The sequence below is a fragment of the Chthoniobacter flavus Ellin428 genome, assembly GCF_000173075.1.
Classification (GTDB): Bacteria; Verrucomicrobiota; Verrucomicrobiia; order Chthoniobacterales; family Chthoniobacteraceae; genus Chthoniobacter; species Chthoniobacter flavus.
The window spans coordinates 183,429-204,160 of the sequence record NZ_ABVL01000005.1; the positions used below are offsets into that span (position 1 = coordinate 183,429).

Consider the following 20,732-nt stretch of genomic DNA (forward strand, 5'->3'; position numbering starts at 1 on the left):
GTGGGCCTACATTCGCACGATCATGTAGGCCCAGAAGCGGATGGCGGCGGCGGTCAGGGCCAGAACCGCGACCAAATCGAACCACCCGAGGCGATTCCAATTCCATCCGACCCCCGTCACGCGCTGAGGTTGAACATCGATCACGTCGTCGTCGCTGGTTTCCGGTTCGAGAAGTTGCTGGGGGACGTGGGATTGAGCCAGCGCCCCGGCCAGCGCGGGTTGCGCCACCAGGATGGGCGGATGCCACACGGGCGGCGCTGGTTGATCCTCCGGCGTTTCCTCTTCCACATCCTTTCCCTTCCTCGGTTCCGCGAGCATCCCAATGAGATGGCGGTGCAGCGCGGCAATCGCCGCGGTGAACATGAAGAATGTCGGCCGGTACTCGAAATCCACCATCCACGACGAGACGACGAAAGAGATGACCAGCACGAAGAGCATGCGGCGGATGCGCTCTTCATCCGGCGTGGCTGTCCTGGCTGTCATCGTCGTGCGCAGGCAGCAGTAGAGCACGCCGATGAAGAGAAACAAACCCGGTTTGCCGAGTTCGGCGCCCGTGCAGACATAGGAGGAGTGCGGAGCCTTATTGTAGTGAACCGGCCGCAAGATGTAGTGCCCCTTGTCGCCATTGTCACCGGACTTGGGCGGCACCGCTACGCGGATGTAGTCAGTCATGAACGCCTCATCCTTCCAGTTGCCCTTGCCCACGCCGCGGAACAACGATTGCATCAATCCATAGCCGTGCTTGAACGCCTCGACACGCCCCTGGATCGCCTCGTCGCTCTTCGCCTTGCTGAGCTCATTCATACGGGGCAATAGGAAGAGCGCCGACACGCCGAACATCATGGCCAGGACAGCCAGGGCGATCTGCACGCTCCTCGGCCGACCGAAGGCCAGGGTGGCAAAGATGGTGACCCCGGCGCAAAGGAAGGCGCCTTTCGACACCGTTTCGTAGATGCAGGCCAGCGGAATGACCATGAGCGCGAAGCCGATGACGCGCGAGGTCGTCGGGCGCTTCCAGATCAAGTAGTAATAGATCATCGGAATGGCCGGCACCACGCTATGGCCGAGACCATTCGGATTATTGAAGATCGAAAGGTTCAGGACGAGGCGTCCCTTCATCGGCCCATTCGTCCGCGAGAGACTGTCCAGCGGATCGTAACCCCATTTACTGGCTAGCGCGAGCAGCGCGACGACCACGATGAAGAACACCCACCAGCCGACGAAAATCTTCATGCGCGGGACGGAGCGCAGCACCTGCACGATGACGATGTAGAAGATGTAAAGGTTGACGCACTCCTTGAACGTCGCCCAATGAGTCGGGGAGGCGATGACCATCCAAGCCCAGAAGGCAAGCACCGCCCAGTCATGCGGCGTGCGAAACATCTCCCGTGGCCGAAAGCCGCCCTGGCGGAAGAAGAGCGTGGCGATGCCGGTAAGCATCACCGCCTGCACGAAGTGGATCGTCGAAAACGTTTCGCTCCATTCCTGCGGACGCAGGTAGTAGAGCGCCTGGAAAAGAATGACGATGACGAGATCCATCAGCGCAGCGCGGCAGCGCGGTAGAGATGTTCGTAAGCGGTAATCATCGACTCGAGGGAGAACTTGGAAGTCACCTTCTTCCGCGCATTTCGGCCGAAGTCAACGAGACGCACGGGTTCCGAGAGAATTTCGGTGAGTTCCCGGGCCAGGTCGTCGGTGGTTTCCAAGGGGGCGATCCAGCCGTCTTCGCCGTGGGTAATGATCTGTTCATGCCCGCAGCCGGAGCGGGCGAGGGCCGGCACGCCGCAGGCCATGGCCTCCAGCGCTGCATTGGAAAGGCCTTCGTTGATCGAGGGGATGGCGAGCAAATCGAGCGCCTGGTAGCAGGCGACGGGGTCCGACTGGTAGCCGAGCAGGTGAATGAGCGGGCGAAAGGTGCTCTGCCGGACCCGCTCGGTCACGGCTGCTTCCTGGCTGCCACCACCTCCGGCAATGAGCAAGCGGGCATGGGGGAAGTTCGGAACGATTTGCTCGAACGCGTCGATCAACTGGATGTGTTGCTTGAACGGGCCGAAGCGCCCCACGATCCCGATGCACAGGGAATCCGCCGGGACGGAAAAGGACTGGCGGGCGGCCAGACGGTCGCTCGGAGTGAAACGGGTGGTATCGACGCCATTGGCGATGGCCACGATCTTTTGTGCGGGAAAGCCGCACTGGATCAACTCCTCACGCATCGCGGTGGATACGGTGTGGATCGTGTGACAGCCGCGATATAACCAGCGACGCTGACGGAGGCGCCGGGGCAGGAATTCTTCCTTTGTGAGCTGGCTGTGTTCGCCCTGAACCAAGGGGCAGCGCCGCCCGCCGAGCGTGGCGAGACCGCTGTAAATGAGCGGACCGAGATTGTGGCTGTGGATGACGTCCGGCTTGATCCTGGAGATGAGCCGGGCCAGTCGCCAGGCCGCGCGCGGAGAAAAGCCGCCGGACTTGCCGAGGAGGAAAACCTGGCTCGAAGCGGGGAGACGGGCGGAAAAGGCGCCGCGTCGTTCGAGGCAGGCGACGTGCGATATGAAGCCGCGCGCTTCGAGGCCGCGGGTGAGATTCACGACTCCGTTTTCCATGCCGCCGGGGTCCAGCGAATTGACGACGTGGAGGATTTTCATCGGTGGCCGCGGAGGAAGTTGGCGATGGCGCGCAGGCGGAAGAGCGGCGGTTCGGCGACGCGATCGGCGCGCAAGAAGATCGGCCAGAGGGCGATGGAGGTGAGCAAGTATTGCCAGGCGCGGGCGCGCAGGCCGTCGTCGAAATGCGTCCAGGCGACGAGGAAGTAGTGGATGGCGGCGGTACGCAGCCAGAAAATGACATCGCCTCGCGGGACGGCCCCGGCTTTCCACGCGCGGCGGAGCACCAAGCCGGAGTTCCGCTTCATGCGCGGCGCATTTTTGCTCATGTTCTGCGGGTGCCGTCGGATGATCGCCAGCGGTTCGCCGAGGTAAAAGAAGCGATGACCCCGCGCAGTGATGCGGATCCACATGTCGCGGTCCTCCGAACTGCGTAGCTCTGTGTCGAAATAGCCGCACTCTTCAAACACCGCGCGTCGCACGACGATCGACGAAGAAAGGGGACGGTTGCGCAGGCAGAACGACTTCACGGTCAGCTCGCTGGTGTGCAGGAAATTCTGGCGCGGTGGTGCGAGGGGTTCGCCGATGGCATTCATCCGCGAGCAACTCGTCCCCACGGCTGCGAAGGTCGGCCCGAGCCGCTCGAATTCGCGAAAGACCGTGGCGAGAAATTCGGGCTGCCAGCGATCATCGGCATCCAGAAAGGCGACGAACGGATAGCGAGCCTCGCGGATCCCGGTGTTGCGTGCCGCGGAAAGCCCGGCATTCGTCTGGCGCACCGCACGGACGCGCGGATCGGTGTAACGCGCGCAGACTTCGGGCGTGTTATCGGTCGAGCCGTCGTCGACGACAATCAGCTCGAAATGTTCCCACGTCTGCGCGAGCACCGAGGCGATCGCCTCGGGGAGGAAATGCGCGTAATTGTACGCTGGGATGACGACGGAGACCTGTTCAGGCAAAGCAGGAAAATATTGGTGGGGCTCTCGTCTACGGAAATCACCCCGCGCGGGCAAGAGCCATGAGGAAACATTGCCGTGAGCGACGGAGGAAGTGCCGGCGAGTCACATGAATGATTCTGGACGATCAATGCGGAGGGCCGCGTCGGATGACCATGTGGAAACCGGTGAAAACATAGCGGTGTTGAAATTCTGTGAGCGAAAGATGCTCTTCGCCACGCAGAGGGTCGGCGATGGTGATCTGGTCGTCGTGGAGATCGAGAACCGCGATGAAGTGGCCCAAGCCTCCGAGACGAACACCGACCAGAGCAGGGAGCCCTGCGGCTGGAGAGAAAGTATCGCGAAAATCAAATTGTGCGGAGAGGCCGCGGCTGCGGACGTATCGTGCCAGATACCAAGCCTCCGTGCCGCCCGCATAACTAAAGGCCGCGCGGGCAATGGCATGTTCCGTCGTATCGACACCGAGGCGCCGAAGAATGGTGGTGACGCTGGCCGGACCACAAGTCGAAGGCGTACTCTGGAGGCAGACGTCACCGCGCCAGCTTTCTTTGAAGATGGGATCAGGCAGCGGTGCCATCAGCGGCTTGATGTAAGGCGTCACGCCAGGAAGCAGCACCGCAAATAACGGCAAACCGAGAAGCAATCGGGGCAGGAGCGCTGCCGCCGCCCCGCCAGCGCAACCCAGGAAAACCACGAGGAATTCGGAACCGGGCCACGAACGGAGCGTGTAGAACCATGCGTGCTCTCGCAAAATGTGGAGGTAGTAGGCGGCGAACCAGATCGAGGGAATCGCCAGAAGCCCAAACCCACAAAGGCAGCAACTGCGAACCGCGATGGATCGAGGCCGGAGCCAGTGATAAGTGACCGCGAAGGCCACCACGCTGAGCACAACGGCAGCGGTACCGAAAAAGTTCATCGTGAGGGGTGTGAATCGACGCGCCGCGTTTCCGTCGAAATCTTACTTATTACTTATCGGGCAGGCGAGTCTCGACATAATAAAGAGTGTCATCGCCTCCAGGCATGGTTGTGGTGCGAGTCTTGTCCTTTGCGTTGAAGTCGAATTCGGTGAATGCGTCGACGCGGACCTCCTCGTAGTCGCGCCGCGTGAAACGGATAAGGCCTCGAGACCAATTGCCACCGCCTCCTCTGCCCCAAATTTCGAGCTGGGGCCAGCCGTGACAAAACTCCAAAATCGCGACGCCGACGCTTTGCTCAGTAAAGCGGCGCACCGCTCCCGTGCTCGTGTTCTGGATAGTGAAATCGTATATTCCGCCGCCAGAGCCAGCACCCTCCTGGTTGTTTGAAGGACGCACGGTGATCTTGAAATTGCGAAGGGTGAGAATGCGTGCTTTGGATGGAAAATCCTGGAGCTTCTTCGGCCACGGCTCGGTCGTGATATCGGCCCGGCAGTGGAGGCCGCACAAAAGCACGGATAGGATGAGCAAACGAATCATACGTCTCCTGGCAAAAGGCGGGAAGCTCATTGACTGACATGCAGTTACGCCCCGTCCGCCGACCATTTCTGCGCAAGCATTTTGCCGGTATGTGGCAACTTCCTCGCCCAACCTGCTTTCCCACGACTACTATGTGCTCTCGATGGCGTGCTGGTAGTAGTAGTCGTGCGAGTAGTAGTAGTACTGGTAGTAGTTCTGCGTCGCGTTGAGGTCGAGACGGTTGAGCACGAAACCGTAGAAGTTGGCGCGGTTGGCGCGCAGGGTCTCGATGGCGGATTTGACGCAACGCACCGGAGTCTGGCCGGTCCAGATGACGAAGAGCACGCCATCGACGAGACTTTGCATGATGGAGGTCTCCGAGAGGCCGAGCACCGGCGGGGTATCGATGACGATGCGGTCGAAACGGCCGCGCAGGCTGTTGAGCAGTTCGGAGAACTGGGCGGAACCGAGCAGCTCGGTGCCGTGGTCGAGGTGACGGCCGGCGCTGAGGACGGTGAGGTTTTCCTGGCCCGAGGGACGGAAGGCGTCTTCGAGGGTGCATTCGCCGAGGAGGACGTTGCTCAAGCCGGGTTCCTTGCGATAGCCGAAAAGGCGATGCAGACGGCCGCGGCGCAGGTCGGTATCGATGAGAAGGGTTTTCGCACCGGTGAGAGCGAAGGACGCGGCGAGATTCGAGGAGACGACGGTCTTGCCTTCCTTCGGCATGGCACTGGTGACCATCACGACATGGGGCGGCTTGCTCAGCTCGCCCATGGAGAGGATGTTCGTGCGAATGACGCGGAAGTTTTCCACGAGGCCGTGCTTCGTCGTGTCGTCGCTGGCGACAGCGGTAGCCGGCAGGAACATGTCGGTCGCTTCGGTCTGCGGAACCACGCCGAGACCGCGCAGGCGGAAGGAGTGCTCGACTTCCTCGAGGTTGGTCATCGTGTGGTCGAGATACTCGATGAGGAAGGGGATGCCGAGGGCGAGAACGAGGCCGCCGACAAAGGAGAGGAGCATGATGCGGAGGCGATTGGGCGAAACCGGATCGTCGCGCACCTCGAGGAGGCCGGAATACTTGAGATTGATGCGTTCCTTTTCGCCGGCAAACTCCACTTCATTGATCTCCCGCTGCATGTTCGCGAGGTAGGTGTCGTAAGGCACGCGCGAGGCGTCGAAGATCGAAAGTTGCGAGAGGAGCTTGGCGTGCTTGCGGCTGAGTTCCTGATATTCGGGCAGCTTGGCTTCGAGGTCGTGCTTCTTATTGAGGAGTTCCTGATACTCGAGGTTGAAGCGGTTCGTGGCGACTTCGACTTCCGCGTCGAGGCGTTGGTTGATGACGTCGAGTTGCTGGTAAAGCGGCTTCATGGCGCCGGCCGTGGGCAGATATTTGCGGAGGCCTTCGGAGATCTCCTTTTTGACCTGCTGCTGCTGCTGCGCAAGTTCGTCCCACGGATGCAGGGACTTGAGAAGCGACGGGACGACGACAACGCTGTTGTTCGCGGCCGCGTCTTTCTTGTCGGCGCTCTGCCCGGACTGAGGCTGGGCTACGGTCTGGCCGACGGAGAGGCGGGTGTCGTTGTCATCCGCGGAAGCAATGAGCGAAAGTTTGGCCACGCTATCGAGCGCGGGATCCTGCAGGCGCACGCGGACGCGGCCGATCTCGTCGATGCGCATTTGCAGCTTGGTGAGGTCGGCAGGCAGGTTGTTGATGGAATTGACGAGGATGAGCGTCTTGGTGAAGTCCTGCTGATCCTGGAAGTCGAGTTTCTCGGAGAATTGCTGGTCCAGCCGGCCGACCAGTTCCTTGAGTTCCTCGGAGTAGGTGTTGACGATGAGGTTTTTCTCTTCGTTGCGCCGCTCCTGGCGATAAGCGATGAACTGCTGCACCATCGTTTCCGTCCAGCGGTGGGCCCAATCGGCAGAGTACGGCCACGCTTCCACGTCGATATTTTTCTCGGTATTGAGAGACGCGCGGAACTTGAAGAGATACTTGCGCTCGAGGTCGCGGCTGTTCGTGTCAATGCCGAGGGCGCGTGCCGTCCGGAGCATGATCTGCGGCTCGGTGAATTGCGCGACGAAAGCGGAGAGGCGGCCGTCCTCGTAGAGCTTGTCGGTATCGAGCGGGCGCGCGAGATATTCGAGGTGAATGAGCGCGTGCGCGTAGTAGACCGGCTTGGCGAAGACGTAATAAGTCAGGCCAGCGGTGAGAGCGAAGCAGATGAGCAGCACCATGAGCCGTGCGTGCTTCGAGGCGATCGCGACATAGAGGAAAATGTCGTGAAGCGTGAAAGCGGGCTTCTTCGTTCCTGGGATCATGAGAGTAGTCGAAAAATAGGACAGGCGCCGGCGCGAGCCCAGGCGCTTCGAACGGAAAACAATACCCTAGCAGGTTCCACGTAGAGAGCGAGTGAAGAATCCATGACGGGGATGAAATGGGATTCAGCCGAGACAGACAAACGTCGCGAACAAGGCAGGGATCATACCTGCTGCATGGACGCGACGTTCATCGGCTCCGCTGGCTCCATTGTAAAAATGGAGGGAGAGCGGCAAAAGCGTTTCTGCGGATTACCAGCTAAACCACTTCTCCGGCACGACGAGAATGTCGTTGGTCTGGAGCTGAACGTCCGGCCGCTGGCCTTTTTTGATGGCGCTGATGTCCACCGGCAGCTTGGCTTTCGTGCCATCCGGCAGCGCGCGGAGCACGTAGACGCGCTTCTGGTCGGCGAAACGCGCGAAACCACCGCGCTGGAGGATCGCCGCGTAGGCGCTGACGCGCTCACCTTCCTTGAGCGGGAAGCCACCGGGCGACGAGACGTTGCCGGTGACGTAGACGAGGTTCGAGGGGCCGGCGGGAATGGTGATGACGTCGCCTTCACCGAGGGTGATGTCAGAGGTGAGACCGCCGCCCTGGAGGATCTTGTCGACGTTCACTTCCTCGACGACGCTCTTGTTCGCCGCGATGCGCATGACGCGCACCCGCGTGAGGTCGGCCTTGTCGGTCACACCACCCGCGCTGAGGATGACATTGACGAGCGTGGGTGTGATGCCCGAGGGAATGTGCCACTGGCCGGGGGTGTGGAATTCACCCGAAAGATAGATGAGCGGGCCGTTTTCGATGTCGGCGCCTTGCTTGCGCTCGATCATGACGGAGGCGTTGTGGAGCTGCGAGCTCTGCAGCGCGCGCTTCACCGAGGCTTCCGCGGCGGAAAGGGACTTGCCGGCCACGGAGATGCGCCCGACCTGCGGCATGATGATGTAGCCACCACGACGGACCTGATAGATGCCGTTGAAGGAAGGATCTTCGTTGACGAAAACCTCCAGGTTTTCGCCGGGCACGACTACTTCGTCTGCCGCGACCGAATGACCCTGCGAGACATCCGAAAGTTGCTTATCCACCTCGTCCAATTGCGCCTTGGCCGCCGAGTAGCGGGCCTGCCAATCCTTGACCTCCTGGTCGAGATGCTCGGCTTTCTCGAGATCACCGGCCGCGGTCTGAAGGGCAAATTGCTTTTGGGCCGCTTCCAGCTTGGCCTTGGCGTAGCGGACTTCGCCCTGCAGGGTCTGCCGCTTTTCGCCCAGGTCTTCCATGTCGCTTTTGGCGGCATTGGCGGAGAGATCGGCGCCCGGCGTCGCTGCCGGGGCAGCGCTGCCCGCCTTGGTGGAAGCGAGGTCGACTTGCGGCTGGCGGAAGGAGATGCCCGACTTCCCAGTCGGGTCTGCAGCCAGGCCAGTCGAGAACGCCAGCAAATAAGTGACAGTAATAAGAGCGGTGGTTGCGGGCAGAAACTGCCTGGATGTCAAACCAGCGCTTTTTTTCTTGAGAGAATGATGAGGGGTCACAGGCGGATCGTGTTGTATCGAAATCAGTTTAACCGTCAATTCAGTAGTGTGGGCAAATTTGCGGATTTCTGCGTAGCAATTTCTGTTCGAGATTACCGGAAATATTTAGTTAGACTTACGTAGATGAGATTTTCGGAGTAGTTACGCGAGAAGGAATCCGATTTGCTTTGCTGATATTGGTAAAGAAGTTGCAAAAGAAGCGTGTCGGAAAAATTGTAACCAACTTCCGCCCGGCCCATCCACGCTACCGTGTTGTCGAATTCTCCCGTGTCGTATTCGCCGGTCAGGCGGAGGGTGGTTTTTGGACCGACCGCATAAGTAAAACGCAGACCGAGCCGCCATTGCTCGTCGGTCAGCGTCCCATCGTGGAAAAGATATTCGGCGCGGGTTTGGTAGGCGTAGAAGTCCGAATCCAGTTTTGGCCCGAGGATCTGGTGCAGGTTGTAACCGAAGATGTCGTCGATTTCGTCGTGGAAGTAATTGAACTCACGTGAGTAGAAGACCGACTCTTGAGTATAGGGGCCGGCAGTGTGGTCGAGTTGTATCCGCCAGAGTGCGCCGTTGTCGTTGCTGGAAAAGCCGCCCGTGAAGTATCCGCCTTCCGCCCACAGCTGGAGTTGGTCGGTGATCGGGCCGCGGAAACCGAGGAGGAAGATATGCTGGAGACTGTCAAATTCGTCGGTACTAAACGCCTGGTAGATAAAGTAGGGTTTGAAACGGGTATTCTCGTTGACATCCTGTAAAACGACCGTAGCGGCGTCGCGCAAGGCAGGTTGCCCGCGATTTCCTTGATTGTACCAAAGATTTTCGTGGTAGACATTCGCACTCAGGCGGATGGCGCCGGGGAGTAGGCGCTCGGTGCCGACGCTGACGGTGTTCGAGTAAACGAGAGTATCGTCCCGGAGATTGCGATTGTGATTGTCGTTGTTGTTGGCACCGGCGTTGTCGAAGATGAAGTTTCGATCCGGTCGCAAGATGTAGCGACCCGCGACCTGCTGGTTATTGAAGTCCGCACCTTGGAACAAAACGTCGTCGCTCCGAAAATCGTCCGAATAAAGAGCGTGCTGAATCTGAAAGTCGTCGGCGAAAACGACGTTCCACCCGCCAATCATCGTTTGCCACTGGACTTGGGCGCGCACCAGCGGGCCGGACAACCATCCAAAATTGTAGATATCCGATAGGCCGAAACCGGCGATGCCGGCCTTTCCTTCGGTCGGAAGGTAGACGAAAGTGCCAGCGGTGGTGACGCTCAGGCCCTCGGTGAGCTGAGCTACGGCCTCGATCGTCGCTCCGACATACGCGATGGTGTCGGATTCCCTGTGGTCGGGGGTGAGGTTGATGTTATCGCTGGAAAGCACCGCGGCCTCGAGGGCGCGCAGTTTCAAATAAAGCGGACCAATCTTGAGATCGGCGTCCTGTGGTTGGAAGCCCTGCTGGGCCCATGGCAAGCCGCCGGAGACGTTCGGCAGGCTGATTTTGAAATCACCGGTGATCGACTCCGAGCGTACCGAAGGGCCCACATCGGGGAGAGTGACGAGCGGACCATAGGGGAACGTCGTATTGCGAAAGAGCGTCGCTTGCGAAACACCGAGGCGGTCGGGCTGAAATGACCCATTTGGAACTTGGGTGAGGCCTTGGGTGCCGGTGTAGCCGGGGCCCGAGGCGGGATAGCCATCGGCAGTGGCGACTGACGCGGGTTGGCCGGTCCGGAATTGCGGGCGCGACGGAGCGGCATCCTGCTGCGCGAAAACGGGTGTCGAAAAAATTGCCAGGCAAAAAATTCCAGCCGTCCGGGCAATCGTGAATCGCCGGGGGGTGTGAAGTTGCCTGACGGGCGCTCGGTGAAAGCCGGGCCCTCGCTTGGATTGTCGTCTCAAACCGTGTGTTCTCCAGAAAAAGCGCCGTTCTTGACTTTCTTCAGGGTGCGATCCTTGTGGATCTTCATCAGGAAGACTTGGGGAAGATCCTCCCGGCGGACGGAAAATGGCAGGTAAGCCAGCAGCCCGAGCAGAGGGACGCCAATAATGATCCAGGTCCACAGACGACGCTGGCGGTCGCTGAAGCCTTGGGATCTGAGACTGATCACCGCGCAATAGACGAGGGCGATCCAAATCAAGAGCAGAGACAGGAAGACCTGGCCATTGAACTTGGCGGCTTCGAGGCTGAATCGGTTCAGAAGTTCACTCATTTTTTAGCGGATGTTTGAGGGCAGGATTAAAGGGAATAATAAAAGAGGGGGAATCCACGGACGGACCTTTCTGTTGCAATTCATGGTCCTACGTAAAGCAAAAATAGGTCCGAATGCGTGTTCTGTACGTAGAAAAATACGTAAAATCCTTCTAAAGTTTGCAAAGAATGTGTTGACGACCCCGGCGCCGGTCCCGTTAATCTGCGCCCATCCCCTACGGTTGTTTTCGCGCCGGCCCTTGGTCGTCCGTGAAAATGCCCACAATGACGAAAATCATTCACGAGCAAAAATCTATGAATTCAAAACAGAAACTCCGCGCGGCAACTGCTTCGTCTCGTGGCTTTCGATCCTTGCGGCATTCGATGTTGAGCGGACTAGGTGGAATTGCGTTGGCTTCCGTGCTGGCGACGAGTGCCTATGGCCAGGGGCAATACTACCCGGTAAATCCAGCCGGAGCGCCGTACGGAAGTACGTATACGGGGATTACCGTACATTCCAGCCCGAACCTGCAGTTCCTGCAGAACACGCTGCAGACCATTTACGGTCCGACTGTGACCCTGCAAGTTCCGATTCCCACCGGATCGACTGCGCCGACGACGGCCCAGTATACCAACACGGTGCTGACTTGTGCCCAGGCCATCGTCACCGGGGGGGCGGGTGTGCCTGCCGGGGTTACCGTGGGCAGCCTCGCCGCCGAAGCGGTAGGCTGGCGGCCGGCAGATCTTGCCGCGACGACGACCGCCGTTTCCCAAGGTATCATTACCTCCAGCGCAACCCCGGCCGCGGCTGTGGCGAATTTGAACTCGGTGACTGACGCACTCGCGAAGGTGCAACCGTCGCTCATCAACTCCATCGTTCCGAGTATCTTTAACGCCGCCGGAGCCAGCACGAACACCACGATCGCCTCGAGCATTCCTCAGTTGACGGCGACGGCGGTCGCTGATGTTCCGACGGATCTCACTCGCGTGAATTCGATCGTAAATGCCGGGTTGGCGGCCCTCAGTGCATCAACCTTGACTGCGGCGCAAAAGACGACCGCTTTTACCGATCCCAGCACGGGCATAGTCGCTGCGCTGCTCGCTGCGCCGGTAGCCACGAACAATCCGGCCCTGATCGATATCGAAGTCAAGAATCTCACCTTCGGCGGCTTCTCTGGCATGGCTTCGTTGACGGCGGTTCTGAATGCGTCCGTCGCCGCTCTGCAGAGTAAGTCGAATGCGACGAACGCGACGATGGCATCGCTGGTGGATGGAGCGCTGCGTTCCCAAGGTGGTAATGCGAGCACGATCGCCAGTGTCGTGGGCGGTTTGAATCCTGGCACGCAGAGCTATACGGATCAGGTTGTCGCTGGCTACAACAACAGCTCGTCGCTCACGGCGTTTCAGGGGTATGTGACTGCCAACCCCAGCTTCGCCGACGCGATCGCGTCTGGCGCCACGGTTCGGGGCGCGTTGACCTCTCCGGTAATCGTTCAGTGGGCGCTCGTCGACGGAACGGCCGCTCCCAGCAGCGTGGTGGCAGCGGCAGTCTACGCCAATCAGTCCAACGCCATCGCGACCGTGCTTGGAGCGATCAACACCACGGCCCGTACGCCTTACGGGGCGGCGACCTTCGCGGATATTGCCATGGGTGGCGCCACAGCCGCTCCCGTCGAGCAGGTGGGTAATGTGGTGGCCAACATTCTTAACTACACCAGCACCAGTAATACCACGCTGAATTCGACCACTGTCGATAGCGTCGTCAATGCCGCGATCGCGGGAGCAAATAGCGCGGGGAAAACGGGCGCTTTTGCAGACATCGTCTACAAGGCCGAAGCCGTGGCCTACGTCACTCCCGGAATTAGCGGTGCTCTCGTGACGCAAGCAGTGGATTCCATTAATACCGCGGGCGGTTCTTCCTATATCGCGGTGATTGCGGCGCTGGCCGGCGATCTCCATGGAGCCAATCGTAGCGCCATCCAAACCGCCGGTTTTGCCGAGGTGGGAGCCACGAGTGGAGATGTAACCGCCGCCCAGAGCGGCGCGAGCCTGGTTCAGGCCATCCAGACGGGTGGTGCGACCAAAACCTACACGAACACCCTCAGCGCGTTCAACACGGCTTCCACGAATGCCAGCCCGACCAACAGCGTGATCGCGGATCTTTACGCGGCGGTGCTGGCGAACCCCAACGAGGCCGATGCCGGTCTTGCTGTGGCGATCAAGCAATCCTCCGTCTCTGATTCGCTTCTGGTCAGCGTGGCCAGTGATGCGTATCGGACCTCTCATTCGACCTTCCTCGGTTTGAATCCGGCTCTGCAGGAAGTGCGGAAGGTTGTGACCCACGTCAAAAGCGAAGCGCTCGCCGGGAATATCGGTGATCTCTTCGACTTCGTCGGCCACGAGATCGTGACCAATACTGCGATGACCCAGGACATCGCCGTTGCGGCGACGGTAATCGATCCGGATCACGCTCACTACATTGCCGGTTCGGTGGCTTTCAATAATCCGCTGCAAGCCAGCGCTTCGGTGGGTTCGATCTTCACCTACGCGCAAATCACCAACCCGCACCCGCTGGCTCTGCCTTCGCTGACCAATCCGTCCGGTGCGCTCGGGACCAAAGCCTTCCCTGGTTCGATCGGCGTGGTCATTGACCAGCCGGCGGCCGCTGCGGCGATTACCGCTTCTTTGGCCACGGGCATCCTGGAAGCGAATCTGTCCACGACGGATACGAAAAACGCGCTGATTTCGACGATCTCGGCAGCGGTGATTGCGTCGGTCGTGCAGAACAATACCGTCCTCCGCGGTCCAGTGAATCCGTTCAATGGGGCGGGTGATACCGCCAAGACTTTCCAGCAAAGCGATGGCGGCGTTGGCACGTCCCGGTCGGAGCAGACGTACGGTGCGGCGGGTGCGATCACGGGTTATATCGCCGAAGTGACGAACAATGGCGACTCGACGATTAGTGCGGTTACCGCTGCGGTCTTGACCGCGGCCGTGGGTGGCAACGCCCGTCCTTACGCGCTGGAAATGGCTCAGGCGGCCGGTCAGGCGTTGCGCTGGGTGGGTGGCACCAACGTGAGCTCTGCTGCCGGTGGTAGCATGGCTGCCGGTAACCCGATCTTCGACATCGCCAGTGCGATCAACACGACGGTCGCCGGTCTCGGGGGCATCACCCTCACCAACCTTGAGAACGCGGTTGCCTTCGGTATTACCCAGGCGGCGGCTGGTGTGATCGGCGCGGGCGCGCTCGGTCTGAATGCCACCAACATGAATAACAGCAACGGCACGGTGGTGGTCAAAGCCATCGGCAACAACAATTCGGACTTCTATATCCATCGCAGCGCCACCGGCGCCCCGGTCACGGACATCTTCAATCTGTAATTGCGTTGAGTTCCTTTGCGACGCCCCTGCAACGAAAGTTGCAGGGGCGTTTTGCTTTGCCGGAACAAAAGTCTCTGCATTGGGTGGCGAAAGCATCGGCGCCCTTCTAAATTTCCTTCCCCGCTGACGACGTGCGTTATCTTTCTTTTACCCTTTTCGCCCTGGCGCTGATTTGCATCCAGGTCCTCATCGGCGGAGTCAAATTGGTCTTCAGCCTTCCCGGGTATGCGCTTTTGGCTGGCGGAGCGCTCCTTTCGTTTCTGGCGGTCAAGAAGCTGGTCCGGCCGCCCGCGCTTTGCCTCGTCACCGTCCTGACGTTGGCCGGATGGGTGATTGCACGCGCGCTGTCTTCCCCGGTGGAATATCTCGCCCGAGCCGACCTGTTCATGGTCCTGGGCGCCCTGATTGTTTATCTTTTGACGGTCATGTATTACACCGACACGCGGATGCGGCTCGCCTTGACCGGCGCCCTCCTCATCGTGGCGCTGGTGCATGTCGTCATCGGGGCGATTCAATTCAAGCAGGCCGATAACTTCATGCTGCTGCCCGGCATCATGCGGCCACCTGCTTATGAGTGGCGGGCGAGCGGCTTCTACATCTGTCCCAACCACCTCGCCGGATTGCTGGAAATGATCGCGATGCTGGCTTTGGGGCAGGCGTGTTGGGGAGCCAGCCGGCCTGCTCTGCGCGTGCTCGCGGCTTATTGTGCGCTGATGTGCCTGGCCGGTGTGGCCATCACCGGGAGCCGCGGCGGTTATCTTTCGGTAGTATTTGGGCTCGGGGCGTTCGCTGTCCTGAGCCTGTGGGCGGTGCAACTGACCCGGCGCGGTGGCTTTTGGCTGATGTTTGCCGGATTGCTCGTGAGTGCGGTCATCTTCGTCGGCGGTGGTTTGCTCTTCATGTCCCAGAGCGAAACGCTCCACGCCCGCCTGGGTCAGATCTACGAGCCTCACAATCCCCGCCTCTTGCTTTGGCAGGCGGCCCTGAAGCAATTTCACCTCAATCCGACCTTTGGAACGGGCAGCGGCACCTATCTTTATTACGGTCGCCAATTTCGTTTTCCCGTCGTGCAGAATGACCCGATGCACGCCCACGATGATTATCTCGAACTGCTGGCAGAGTATGGGGTGATCGGCGCCGCGCTGGGCGGCTTGTTTCTCCTCGTGCACCTCGTCTCGGGAATGGCTGGTTTGCGGAAGATTGTGCATGAGCAAATTTCACCCGGCGCGCCGCGGCTGAGTCATGACCTCGCGCTGATCATCGGTGCGCTGTCGGCGGTCGCGGCCTTGCTGGTGCATTCAGTGGTTGATTTCAACATGCACATTCCGGCGAATGCCCTGTTCGTCGCGTTTCTCTTTGGTTTGATGGCTCGGCCGGTGGGGGCGCTCGCCCCCGAGCAAGCCCCGGCGCCGAAACCCGCGGGATGGTGGCGGTGGCTCGGTGCTGCGGTAGCGCTGGTCACGCTGGTCTTTTCGCTGCGCCTTTTGCCTGGCGAGGTCTATGCCGAGAAAGCGCGGGTCGCGTTGCGTGACGAGCGCAATACGGACGCGGTCGCCTTTGCCCGGCAGGGCCTGGCTTGGGAAAAGAAGAATCCCTTCCTCTATGGCTATCTCGGTGAAGCCGAGCACTTTCTTACCCAAGGCAACACCGAATCGGCCAGCGTCCTGGCGTTGCATGAAGATGCCATTGAGGCTTATGCGTCGGGGCTCAAACTTTTTCCCCAGGATACCGGCCTATTGTTGAAAAAGGCGCAAGTGCTCGATCTGATGGGGCGTTTTTCGGACGCGGAAGAGGTATTCCAGCAGTTGCTGAAGTACGATCCGCTCTTTGAGAATGTCTACGCTTACTATGGCCTCCACTGGCAGTTGCAGAATCGGATCAACGACGCCGAACTCTGTTTCCGCATCGCCGAGCGGCTGGGCGGCACCGATATCTCAACGAAAGGCTTACAGAATCTCCAGCAGACCAAGGCCAATCCTCTTGTGCAAACGTTGATGGCCAACTCGCACGAGCCGCGGCTCGACTTACCGGCCGCCTGGATCCTGCAGCAACCATGAGCGAGCCGGCTTCTTCCCCGCAGGGAGCGTCATCCGGCGGCGGAGCCCACCCAAACCGGGATCAGGTTCTCTTTCAGATTACCGCAGGCACGATCGACAGCGTGCTCAAGTGGACTCGTCAGGCGCTGGGTTGGGCGACGCTGCTCTATGTCGCCGGGTTCCTGCTGTTTCTCTTCGGGATGGAGTGGTGGGGAGAGCGGTTCTGGCTCTTTTGCGTGCTGCTCTACGCGCCGATCCAGACGTCCCTGCTTCCCCTCGTGGTTCTCACGCCGTTGTGCCTGTTGTTTCGCTGGCGATTGGTGTTCTGGCACCTCGCCGCGGCGTTCGTCCTGATCTTTGTCTACATGACTTTCCGCTGGTCGTCCGTGCCTTCGCCCAATGGCTCGGAACTGCGCGCGGTCACCTTCAATTTCGGCGAAAGCAATCGGCCGCAGTTCATGTCGTTTCTCGACGCGGTGAAGCCCGACATCATTCTCATCCAAGATGCGAAAGGCCGCGGCGCGGATCTCGGGAGAAAGATTCCGGGTATGTATTTCAGCGACCTCGATCAGTTCGCTTTCCTGAGCAAGTTTCCCATCCAAAAAGCGGAGCTGGTCGGCGGCGCGAAAATTCACGGCGAGCCGGTGGCCGCGCGCTACGAGATCCAATACCAGGGTCGCACCATCGCGATCTACAGCGTGCACCTGCCCACGCCGCGGCAGCAGCTTTCCCGCTTTCTCGGCGGACGCCACATCCTGGGCGATCTCGCCGGTCACGGCCACCGCGAGGCCGGTTATGGCGACTTTCGTGATTGGGTCCGTGAGCGCATGAGCCTGGCCGGCGCGCTGGCCAAAGTCCTCGCCGAGGAAAAGGAGCCGATGATCGTCGGCGGCGATTTCAACACGCCCGATCACGGCTACATCTACCACATCTTTGCCGGCGAGATGACCGACTGCTTTGCGCGCGTTGGCCGCGGCTGGGGCTTGACATTTCCAGGATACACGCATAACCCCATTTCCTTCTTCGGCCCGTGGCTGCGCATCGACTATTTCTTTACTGGCAAGGGTTGGCGTGTCACGGAATGCCGCCCCGAGCCTGGCAGTAAATCGCAGCACAAAGCGGTTTTTGCGCGTTTCGCGCCGATTCCGATGAGCTAAAGGCAGACTCCCTACCATGCAAAAGAAAGCCCAACCCTGGGTCATCAGTCTCATCGTCTTCGTCCTCGTCTTTGACGTTGCCTATTTCTGGCAGTGGAAATTCGATGCCTATAAGAGCGAATTCGGCGGCCATCCCGACGAGGCCGCGCATGTCGTGACCGGCCTGTTCATTCACGACGCGATCATCGAAGTTGGGCATTACGCGGCGAGCGGTTTCCATGGCTCGCCCATTCGCGTGGGCAAGGAATTCGCCGACCGCTACTACACCCACTATCCGAAGATCGGCCTCGGCGTCTGGCCGCCCTTTTTCTATCTGGTCCAATCCGCGTGGACTTTTCCCTTCGGAGTATCGCGCAGCTCGCTTTTGTTTTTGCTCTGCACCCTGGCCGGCATTCTCGCGTGGCTGGTCTATCGCTTTTTGCGTGATGAGGTGGGTGTCGTCGTCGCCGCAGTTGCCGGGGCGGTCTTGATCTCGCTGCCGCTGGTCCGCAGCTACTACGGCATGGTCATGGCGGAAACGCTCAGCGCCGTGCTCATGTTTGGCGCGACCATGGCCTTCGGCAATTTCCTGGACCGCCAAAAGCGCTCCGATGCGATCTGGTTCGGCATCCTCGCTTCGCTGGCCATTCTCACCAAGGGCACCGGTCTGGCGCTGGCGCTGACGGCGCCGCTCGCTTTGGTTTTCACCCCCCGATTTGCGCTGCTGAAGCGCCCTGCGCTTTGGGGTGCAGTGTTGATCGTCTCGGTCGTGGCCGGCCCGTGGACGTGGGCGACCCGGAATCTGGGCAAGGGCGGCTGGTTGCAGCCCAATCCTTCCTGGAGTTTTACCGCCCAGGCGATCCCGTACTACGCACAGAAGTTCGCACTCTCGCTCGGCGTTGTGCTGATGGCGCTCTTCGCGCTCGGTGTCATCGCCCGACTGGGTGGCGGCTCCAAGCATCCGGGACGATGGGCGGCGGCCGGCGCGTTGATCCTTGCCGTGCTCATTTTCCAATCCATCACGCCCGTGGGGCTCGAGGCACGGCATCTCATTCCCATCCTGCCCGCGGGATTGATGTTTGCCGCCGCGGGCTTCGATTTCATCGCCAAGCGGTTGGGCGCCTGCTGGCGGGTGGCCATTTTTGCGACCCTCATCCTCGGGGGAACAGTGTGGAAATTTTTCCCGATCACCTCAAAGGGGGCGTTTGGCTTCGGCCCGCTTGCGCAGATCATGCTGGCCGACGCCAAGCCGGATGACGAGGCGCTGGTTTCCTCCGATGCCACGGGCGAGGGGATGTTCATTGCTGAAGTGGCGTTGCACGAAAAGCGTCCCGGCCATATCATCCAGCGGGCGAGTAAATCGCTGGCCAGCAGCACGTGGAGCGGCAGCGGATACTCGCCGGCCTTCGACAAGGACGACGACGTCTTCAAATTCCTCACCTCTGGCAAGATTCGTTTCCTCATTCTCGACGATTCGGTGTCCGGCGAGCATCGCCATGAGCACCATGAACAGCTCAAGCGGGTCACGGCGGCGCATCCCGATTTCTTTTTCCCCCTCGCCCAAGCCGATCTCTCCCGCGGAGGTGAACTCCGTTCGGAGAGAGCAAAGCTTTACATGATTCGGCCCAACAATTGATTTTTGCCGAAGGTTATAGTTTCGCACATTGTCCTTATCTCTCGCGATGTCTCCTACGCCTGTATTCCAAAAACTTTCCATTCTCGTGGCCGCCTACAACGAGGAAGAGACGCTGGCGGTCTGCATGCAGGCGATCCTCGCGGCGAAATTGCCGGGTGACCTGACGCGTGAAGTCATCGTGGTCGATGACGGCTCCAAGGACGCCACATGGCGCGTTGCGCAGACGTTGGCCGCCGATCACCCCGAAGTGCGGATCTTCCAGCAGCCGCAGAATATGGGCAAGGGCGCGGCGTTGCGCCGGGCGATCCAGGAAATGTCCGGCGACCTGGTGATATTCCAGGACGCTGACCTCGAGTACGAGCCGCAGGACTATCCGCGTATGTTGCGGCCGATCATCGAGGGCAAGGCGGACGTGGTTTTCGGCAGCCGTTTCACTGGCGAAGAGCGCAAGGTGCTCTATTTCTGGCACACGCAGGCGAACCGGTTCCTCACGCTGCTCTCGAACATGCTGAACGACACGAACTTCACCGACATGGAAACGTGCTACAAATCGTTCACCGCAGCGGCGCTGCGGATGATTCCGCTGGAGTCGAATCGTTTCGGCATCGAGCCCGAGATCGCCGCCAAGGTGGCGCGCAATCGCCTGCGGATGTACGAGGTGCCCATCAGCTACAACGGGCGCAGCTACGAGGAAGGCAAAAAGATCACCTGGCGCGATGGCATGGCGGCGCTGTGGTTCATCATCAAGTATCGCTTTTCCAGCAACTACTCGGATGCGGGCAAGGTGACGCTCGACGCGCTGGAGCAGGCGCCGCAGTTCAACCTGTGGATGTACGAAAGCGTAAAGCCCTGGCTCGGTCAGCGCGTGGCGGAGCTCGGCGTGGGTCGCGGAAACCTCAGCAAGCACATCCGTTTGCACGAGCAGGTGCTGCTCACGGACTATCGCATCGACTATCTCACCGAGCTGAAGGCCCGCTGGTCGACGCAGAAGAACCTGCAGATCGGGAAGCTCGATATGGCGCAGCGCGAGGATTACGAGCAACTGCGTGGCTTTGTGCCCGACAGCGTCGTCTTCCTGAATGTGCTGGAGCATATCGAGGACGACCGCGCGGTGTTGCGCAATCTTTTCGATACCGTGCCGGCCGGTTGCCGCATCGTGGTGCTCGTCCCTTACAACATGAAGCTCTACAGCGAGTTCGACCGGGCGCTCGGCCATTTCCGGCGCTACTCGAAAAACGAGCTCGAAGACAAAATGCGCGAAGCCGGACTGGAGGTGGAGAAGCAGTTTTTCTTCAACAAAGTCGGCGTATGGGCGTGGTATGTCGCGAACACGCTGGGTGGCCAGAAAGCACTCAAACCCTGGCAGCTGCGGCTCTACGGCATCCTCACGCCGATCTTCCGCGTCCTCGACGGAATCCTGCCGATCAGCGGGTTGTCGACGATCGTCATCGGACGCAAACCTTTATCTCCTGCCACACTGGCAAATAGTCTTGCCGCTGGTCGGGCCGAGCAGTTAAGCGTCTCGCCCCCATGATCGAGTTACGC

At 60.1% G+C, this 20,732-nt stretch carries 14 protein-coding genes; 5 read left to right on the top strand and 9 right to left on the bottom strand.

The window, feature by feature from the left end:
* Positions 1-6: 6 nt before the first annotated feature.
* From CFE428DRAFT_RS10565 to CFE428DRAFT_RS10605, 9 genes are all read right to left on the bottom strand, one after another.
* On the bottom strand, positions 7-1,539 hold the full coding sequence (locus tag CFE428DRAFT_RS10565; RefSeq protein ID WP_006979517.1) for an O-antigen ligase family protein: 1,533 nt from the start codon (positions 1,537-1,539) through the stop codon (positions 7-9).
* Positions 1,539-2,642: a glycosyltransferase gene (locus CFE428DRAFT_RS10570; RefSeq protein WP_006979518.1), complete on the bottom strand. Its 1,104-nt coding sequence runs from the start codon at positions 2,640-2,642 to the stop codon at positions 1,539-1,541. Before CFE428DRAFT_RS10570 ends, CFE428DRAFT_RS10565 begins: the two co-directional genes overlap by 1 nt.
* On the bottom strand, positions 2,639-3,559 hold the full coding sequence (locus tag CFE428DRAFT_RS10575; protein ID WP_006979519.1) for a glycosyltransferase family 2 protein: 921 nt from the start codon (positions 3,557-3,559) through the stop codon (positions 2,639-2,641). Before CFE428DRAFT_RS10575 ends, CFE428DRAFT_RS10570 begins: the two co-directional genes overlap by 4 nt.
* A gap of 124 nt (positions 3,560-3,683) precedes the next feature.
* On the bottom strand, positions 3,684-4,472 hold the full coding sequence (locus tag CFE428DRAFT_RS33390) for a cysteine peptidase family C39 domain-containing protein (protein WP_006979520.1): 789 nt from the start codon (positions 4,470-4,472) through the stop codon (positions 3,684-3,686).
* 49 nt (positions 4,473-4,521) lie between these two features.
* The gene (locus CFE428DRAFT_RS10585) at positions 4,522-5,010 is read right to left on the bottom strand and encodes a hypothetical protein (RefSeq protein WP_006979521.1); all 489 of its coding nucleotides are present in this window, start codon (positions 5,008-5,010) and stop codon (positions 4,522-4,524) included.
* A gap of 129 nt (positions 5,011-5,139) precedes the next feature.
* A complete protein-coding gene (locus tag CFE428DRAFT_RS33395) occupies positions 5,140-7,308 on the bottom strand; it encodes a polysaccharide biosynthesis tyrosine autokinase (RefSeq protein ID WP_006979522.1) in 2,169 nt (722 codons plus the stop codon).
* A gap of 249 nt (positions 7,309-7,557) precedes the next feature.
* Positions 7,558-8,793, bottom strand: a complete 1,236-nt coding sequence (locus CFE428DRAFT_RS10595) for an SLBB domain-containing protein (RefSeq protein WP_131989253.1) — start codon at positions 8,791-8,793, stop codon at positions 7,558-7,560.
* A 131-nt stretch (positions 8,794-8,924) separates the two neighbouring features.
* Positions 8,925-10,709, bottom strand: coding sequence for a hypothetical protein (locus CFE428DRAFT_RS10600; RefSeq protein WP_006979524.1), 1,785 nt, complete (start codon positions 10,707-10,709; stop codon positions 8,925-8,927).
* Complete coding sequence (locus CFE428DRAFT_RS10605; protein WP_006979525.1) at positions 10,706-11,020, bottom strand: hypothetical protein; 315 nt, start codon at positions 11,018-11,020, stop codon at positions 10,706-10,708. The genes CFE428DRAFT_RS10600 and CFE428DRAFT_RS10605 overlap by 4 nt, the downstream gene beginning before the upstream one ends.
* 362 nt (positions 11,021-11,382) lie before the next feature.
* Here CFE428DRAFT_RS10605 and CFE428DRAFT_RS10610 point away from each other — a divergent pair, with 362 nt between their 5' ends.
* The 5 genes from CFE428DRAFT_RS10610 (at position 11,383) to CFE428DRAFT_RS37200 (ending at position 20,721) form a co-directional block, all read left to right on the top strand.
* Complete coding sequence (locus tag CFE428DRAFT_RS10610; protein ID WP_006979526.1) at positions 11,383-14,379, top strand: beta strand repeat-containing protein; 2,997 nt, start codon at positions 11,383-11,385, stop codon at positions 14,377-14,379.
* Positions 14,380-14,510: 131 nt separating this feature from the next.
* Positions 14,511-16,436 carry an O-antigen ligase family protein gene (locus tag CFE428DRAFT_RS10615; protein ID WP_006979527.1) on the top strand — a complete coding sequence of 642 codons (1,926 nt, stop codon included), beginning with the start codon at positions 14,511-14,513 and terminating at the stop codon, positions 16,434-16,436.
* On the top strand, positions 16,433-17,572 hold the full coding sequence (locus tag CFE428DRAFT_RS10620) for an endonuclease/exonuclease/phosphatase family protein (protein WP_006979528.1): 1,140 nt from the start codon (positions 16,433-16,435) through the stop codon (positions 17,570-17,572). Before CFE428DRAFT_RS10615 ends, CFE428DRAFT_RS10620 begins: the two co-directional genes overlap by 4 nt.
* A 16-nt stretch (positions 17,573-17,588) precedes the next feature.
* Positions 17,589-19,187, top strand: a complete 1,599-nt coding sequence (locus tag CFE428DRAFT_RS10625) for an ArnT family glycosyltransferase (RefSeq protein ID WP_006979529.1) — start codon at positions 17,589-17,591, stop codon at positions 19,185-19,187.
* A gap of 46 nt (positions 19,188-19,233) precedes the next feature.
* Positions 19,234-20,721 carry a glycosyltransferase gene (locus tag CFE428DRAFT_RS37200; protein WP_006979530.1) on the top strand — a complete coding sequence of 496 codons (1,488 nt, stop codon included), beginning with the start codon at positions 19,234-19,236 and terminating at the stop codon, positions 20,719-20,721.
* Positions 20,722-20,732: the final 11 nt, after the last annotated feature.

Excerpts from the sequence above, each read along its gene's own strand:
- CFE428DRAFT_RS10570 (WP_006979518.1), bottom strand. The coding sequence starts at position 2,642 with ATGAAAATCCTCCACGTCGTCAATTCGCTGGACCCCGGCGGCATGGAA.
- CFE428DRAFT_RS33390 (WP_006979520.1), bottom strand. The coding sequence starts at position 4,472 with ATGAACTTTTTCGGTACCGCTGCCGTTGTGCTCAGCGTGGTGGCCTTC.
- CFE428DRAFT_RS37200 (WP_006979530.1), top strand. The coding sequence starts at position 19,234 with ATGTCTCCTACGCCTGTATTCCAAAAACTTTCCATTCTCGTGGCCGCC.
- CFE428DRAFT_RS10625 (WP_006979529.1), top strand. The coding sequence starts at position 17,589 with ATGCAAAAGAAAGCCCAACCCTGGGTCATCAGTCTCATCGTCTTCGTC.
- CFE428DRAFT_RS10620 (WP_006979528.1), top strand. The coding sequence starts at position 16,433 with ATGAGCGAGCCGGCTTCTTCCCCGCAGGGAGCGTCATCCGGCGGCGGA.
- CFE428DRAFT_RS33395 (WP_006979522.1), bottom strand. The coding sequence starts at position 7,308 with ATGATCCCAGGAACGAAGAAGCCCGCTTTCACGCTTCACGACATTTTC.
- CFE428DRAFT_RS10610 (WP_006979526.1), top strand. The coding sequence starts at position 11,383 with ATGTTGAGCGGACTAGGTGGAATTGCGTTGGCTTCCGTGCTGGCGACG.
- CFE428DRAFT_RS10585 (WP_006979521.1), bottom strand. The coding sequence starts at position 5,010 with ATGATTCGTTTGCTCATCCTATCCGTGCTTTTGTGCGGCCTCCACTGC.
- CFE428DRAFT_RS10565 (WP_006979517.1), bottom strand. The coding sequence starts at position 1,539 with ATGGATCTCGTCATCGTCATTCTTTTCCAGGCGCTCTACTACCTGCGT.
- CFE428DRAFT_RS10605 (WP_006979525.1), bottom strand. The coding sequence starts at position 11,020 with ATGAGTGAACTTCTGAACCGATTCAGCCTCGAAGCCGCCAAGTTCAAT.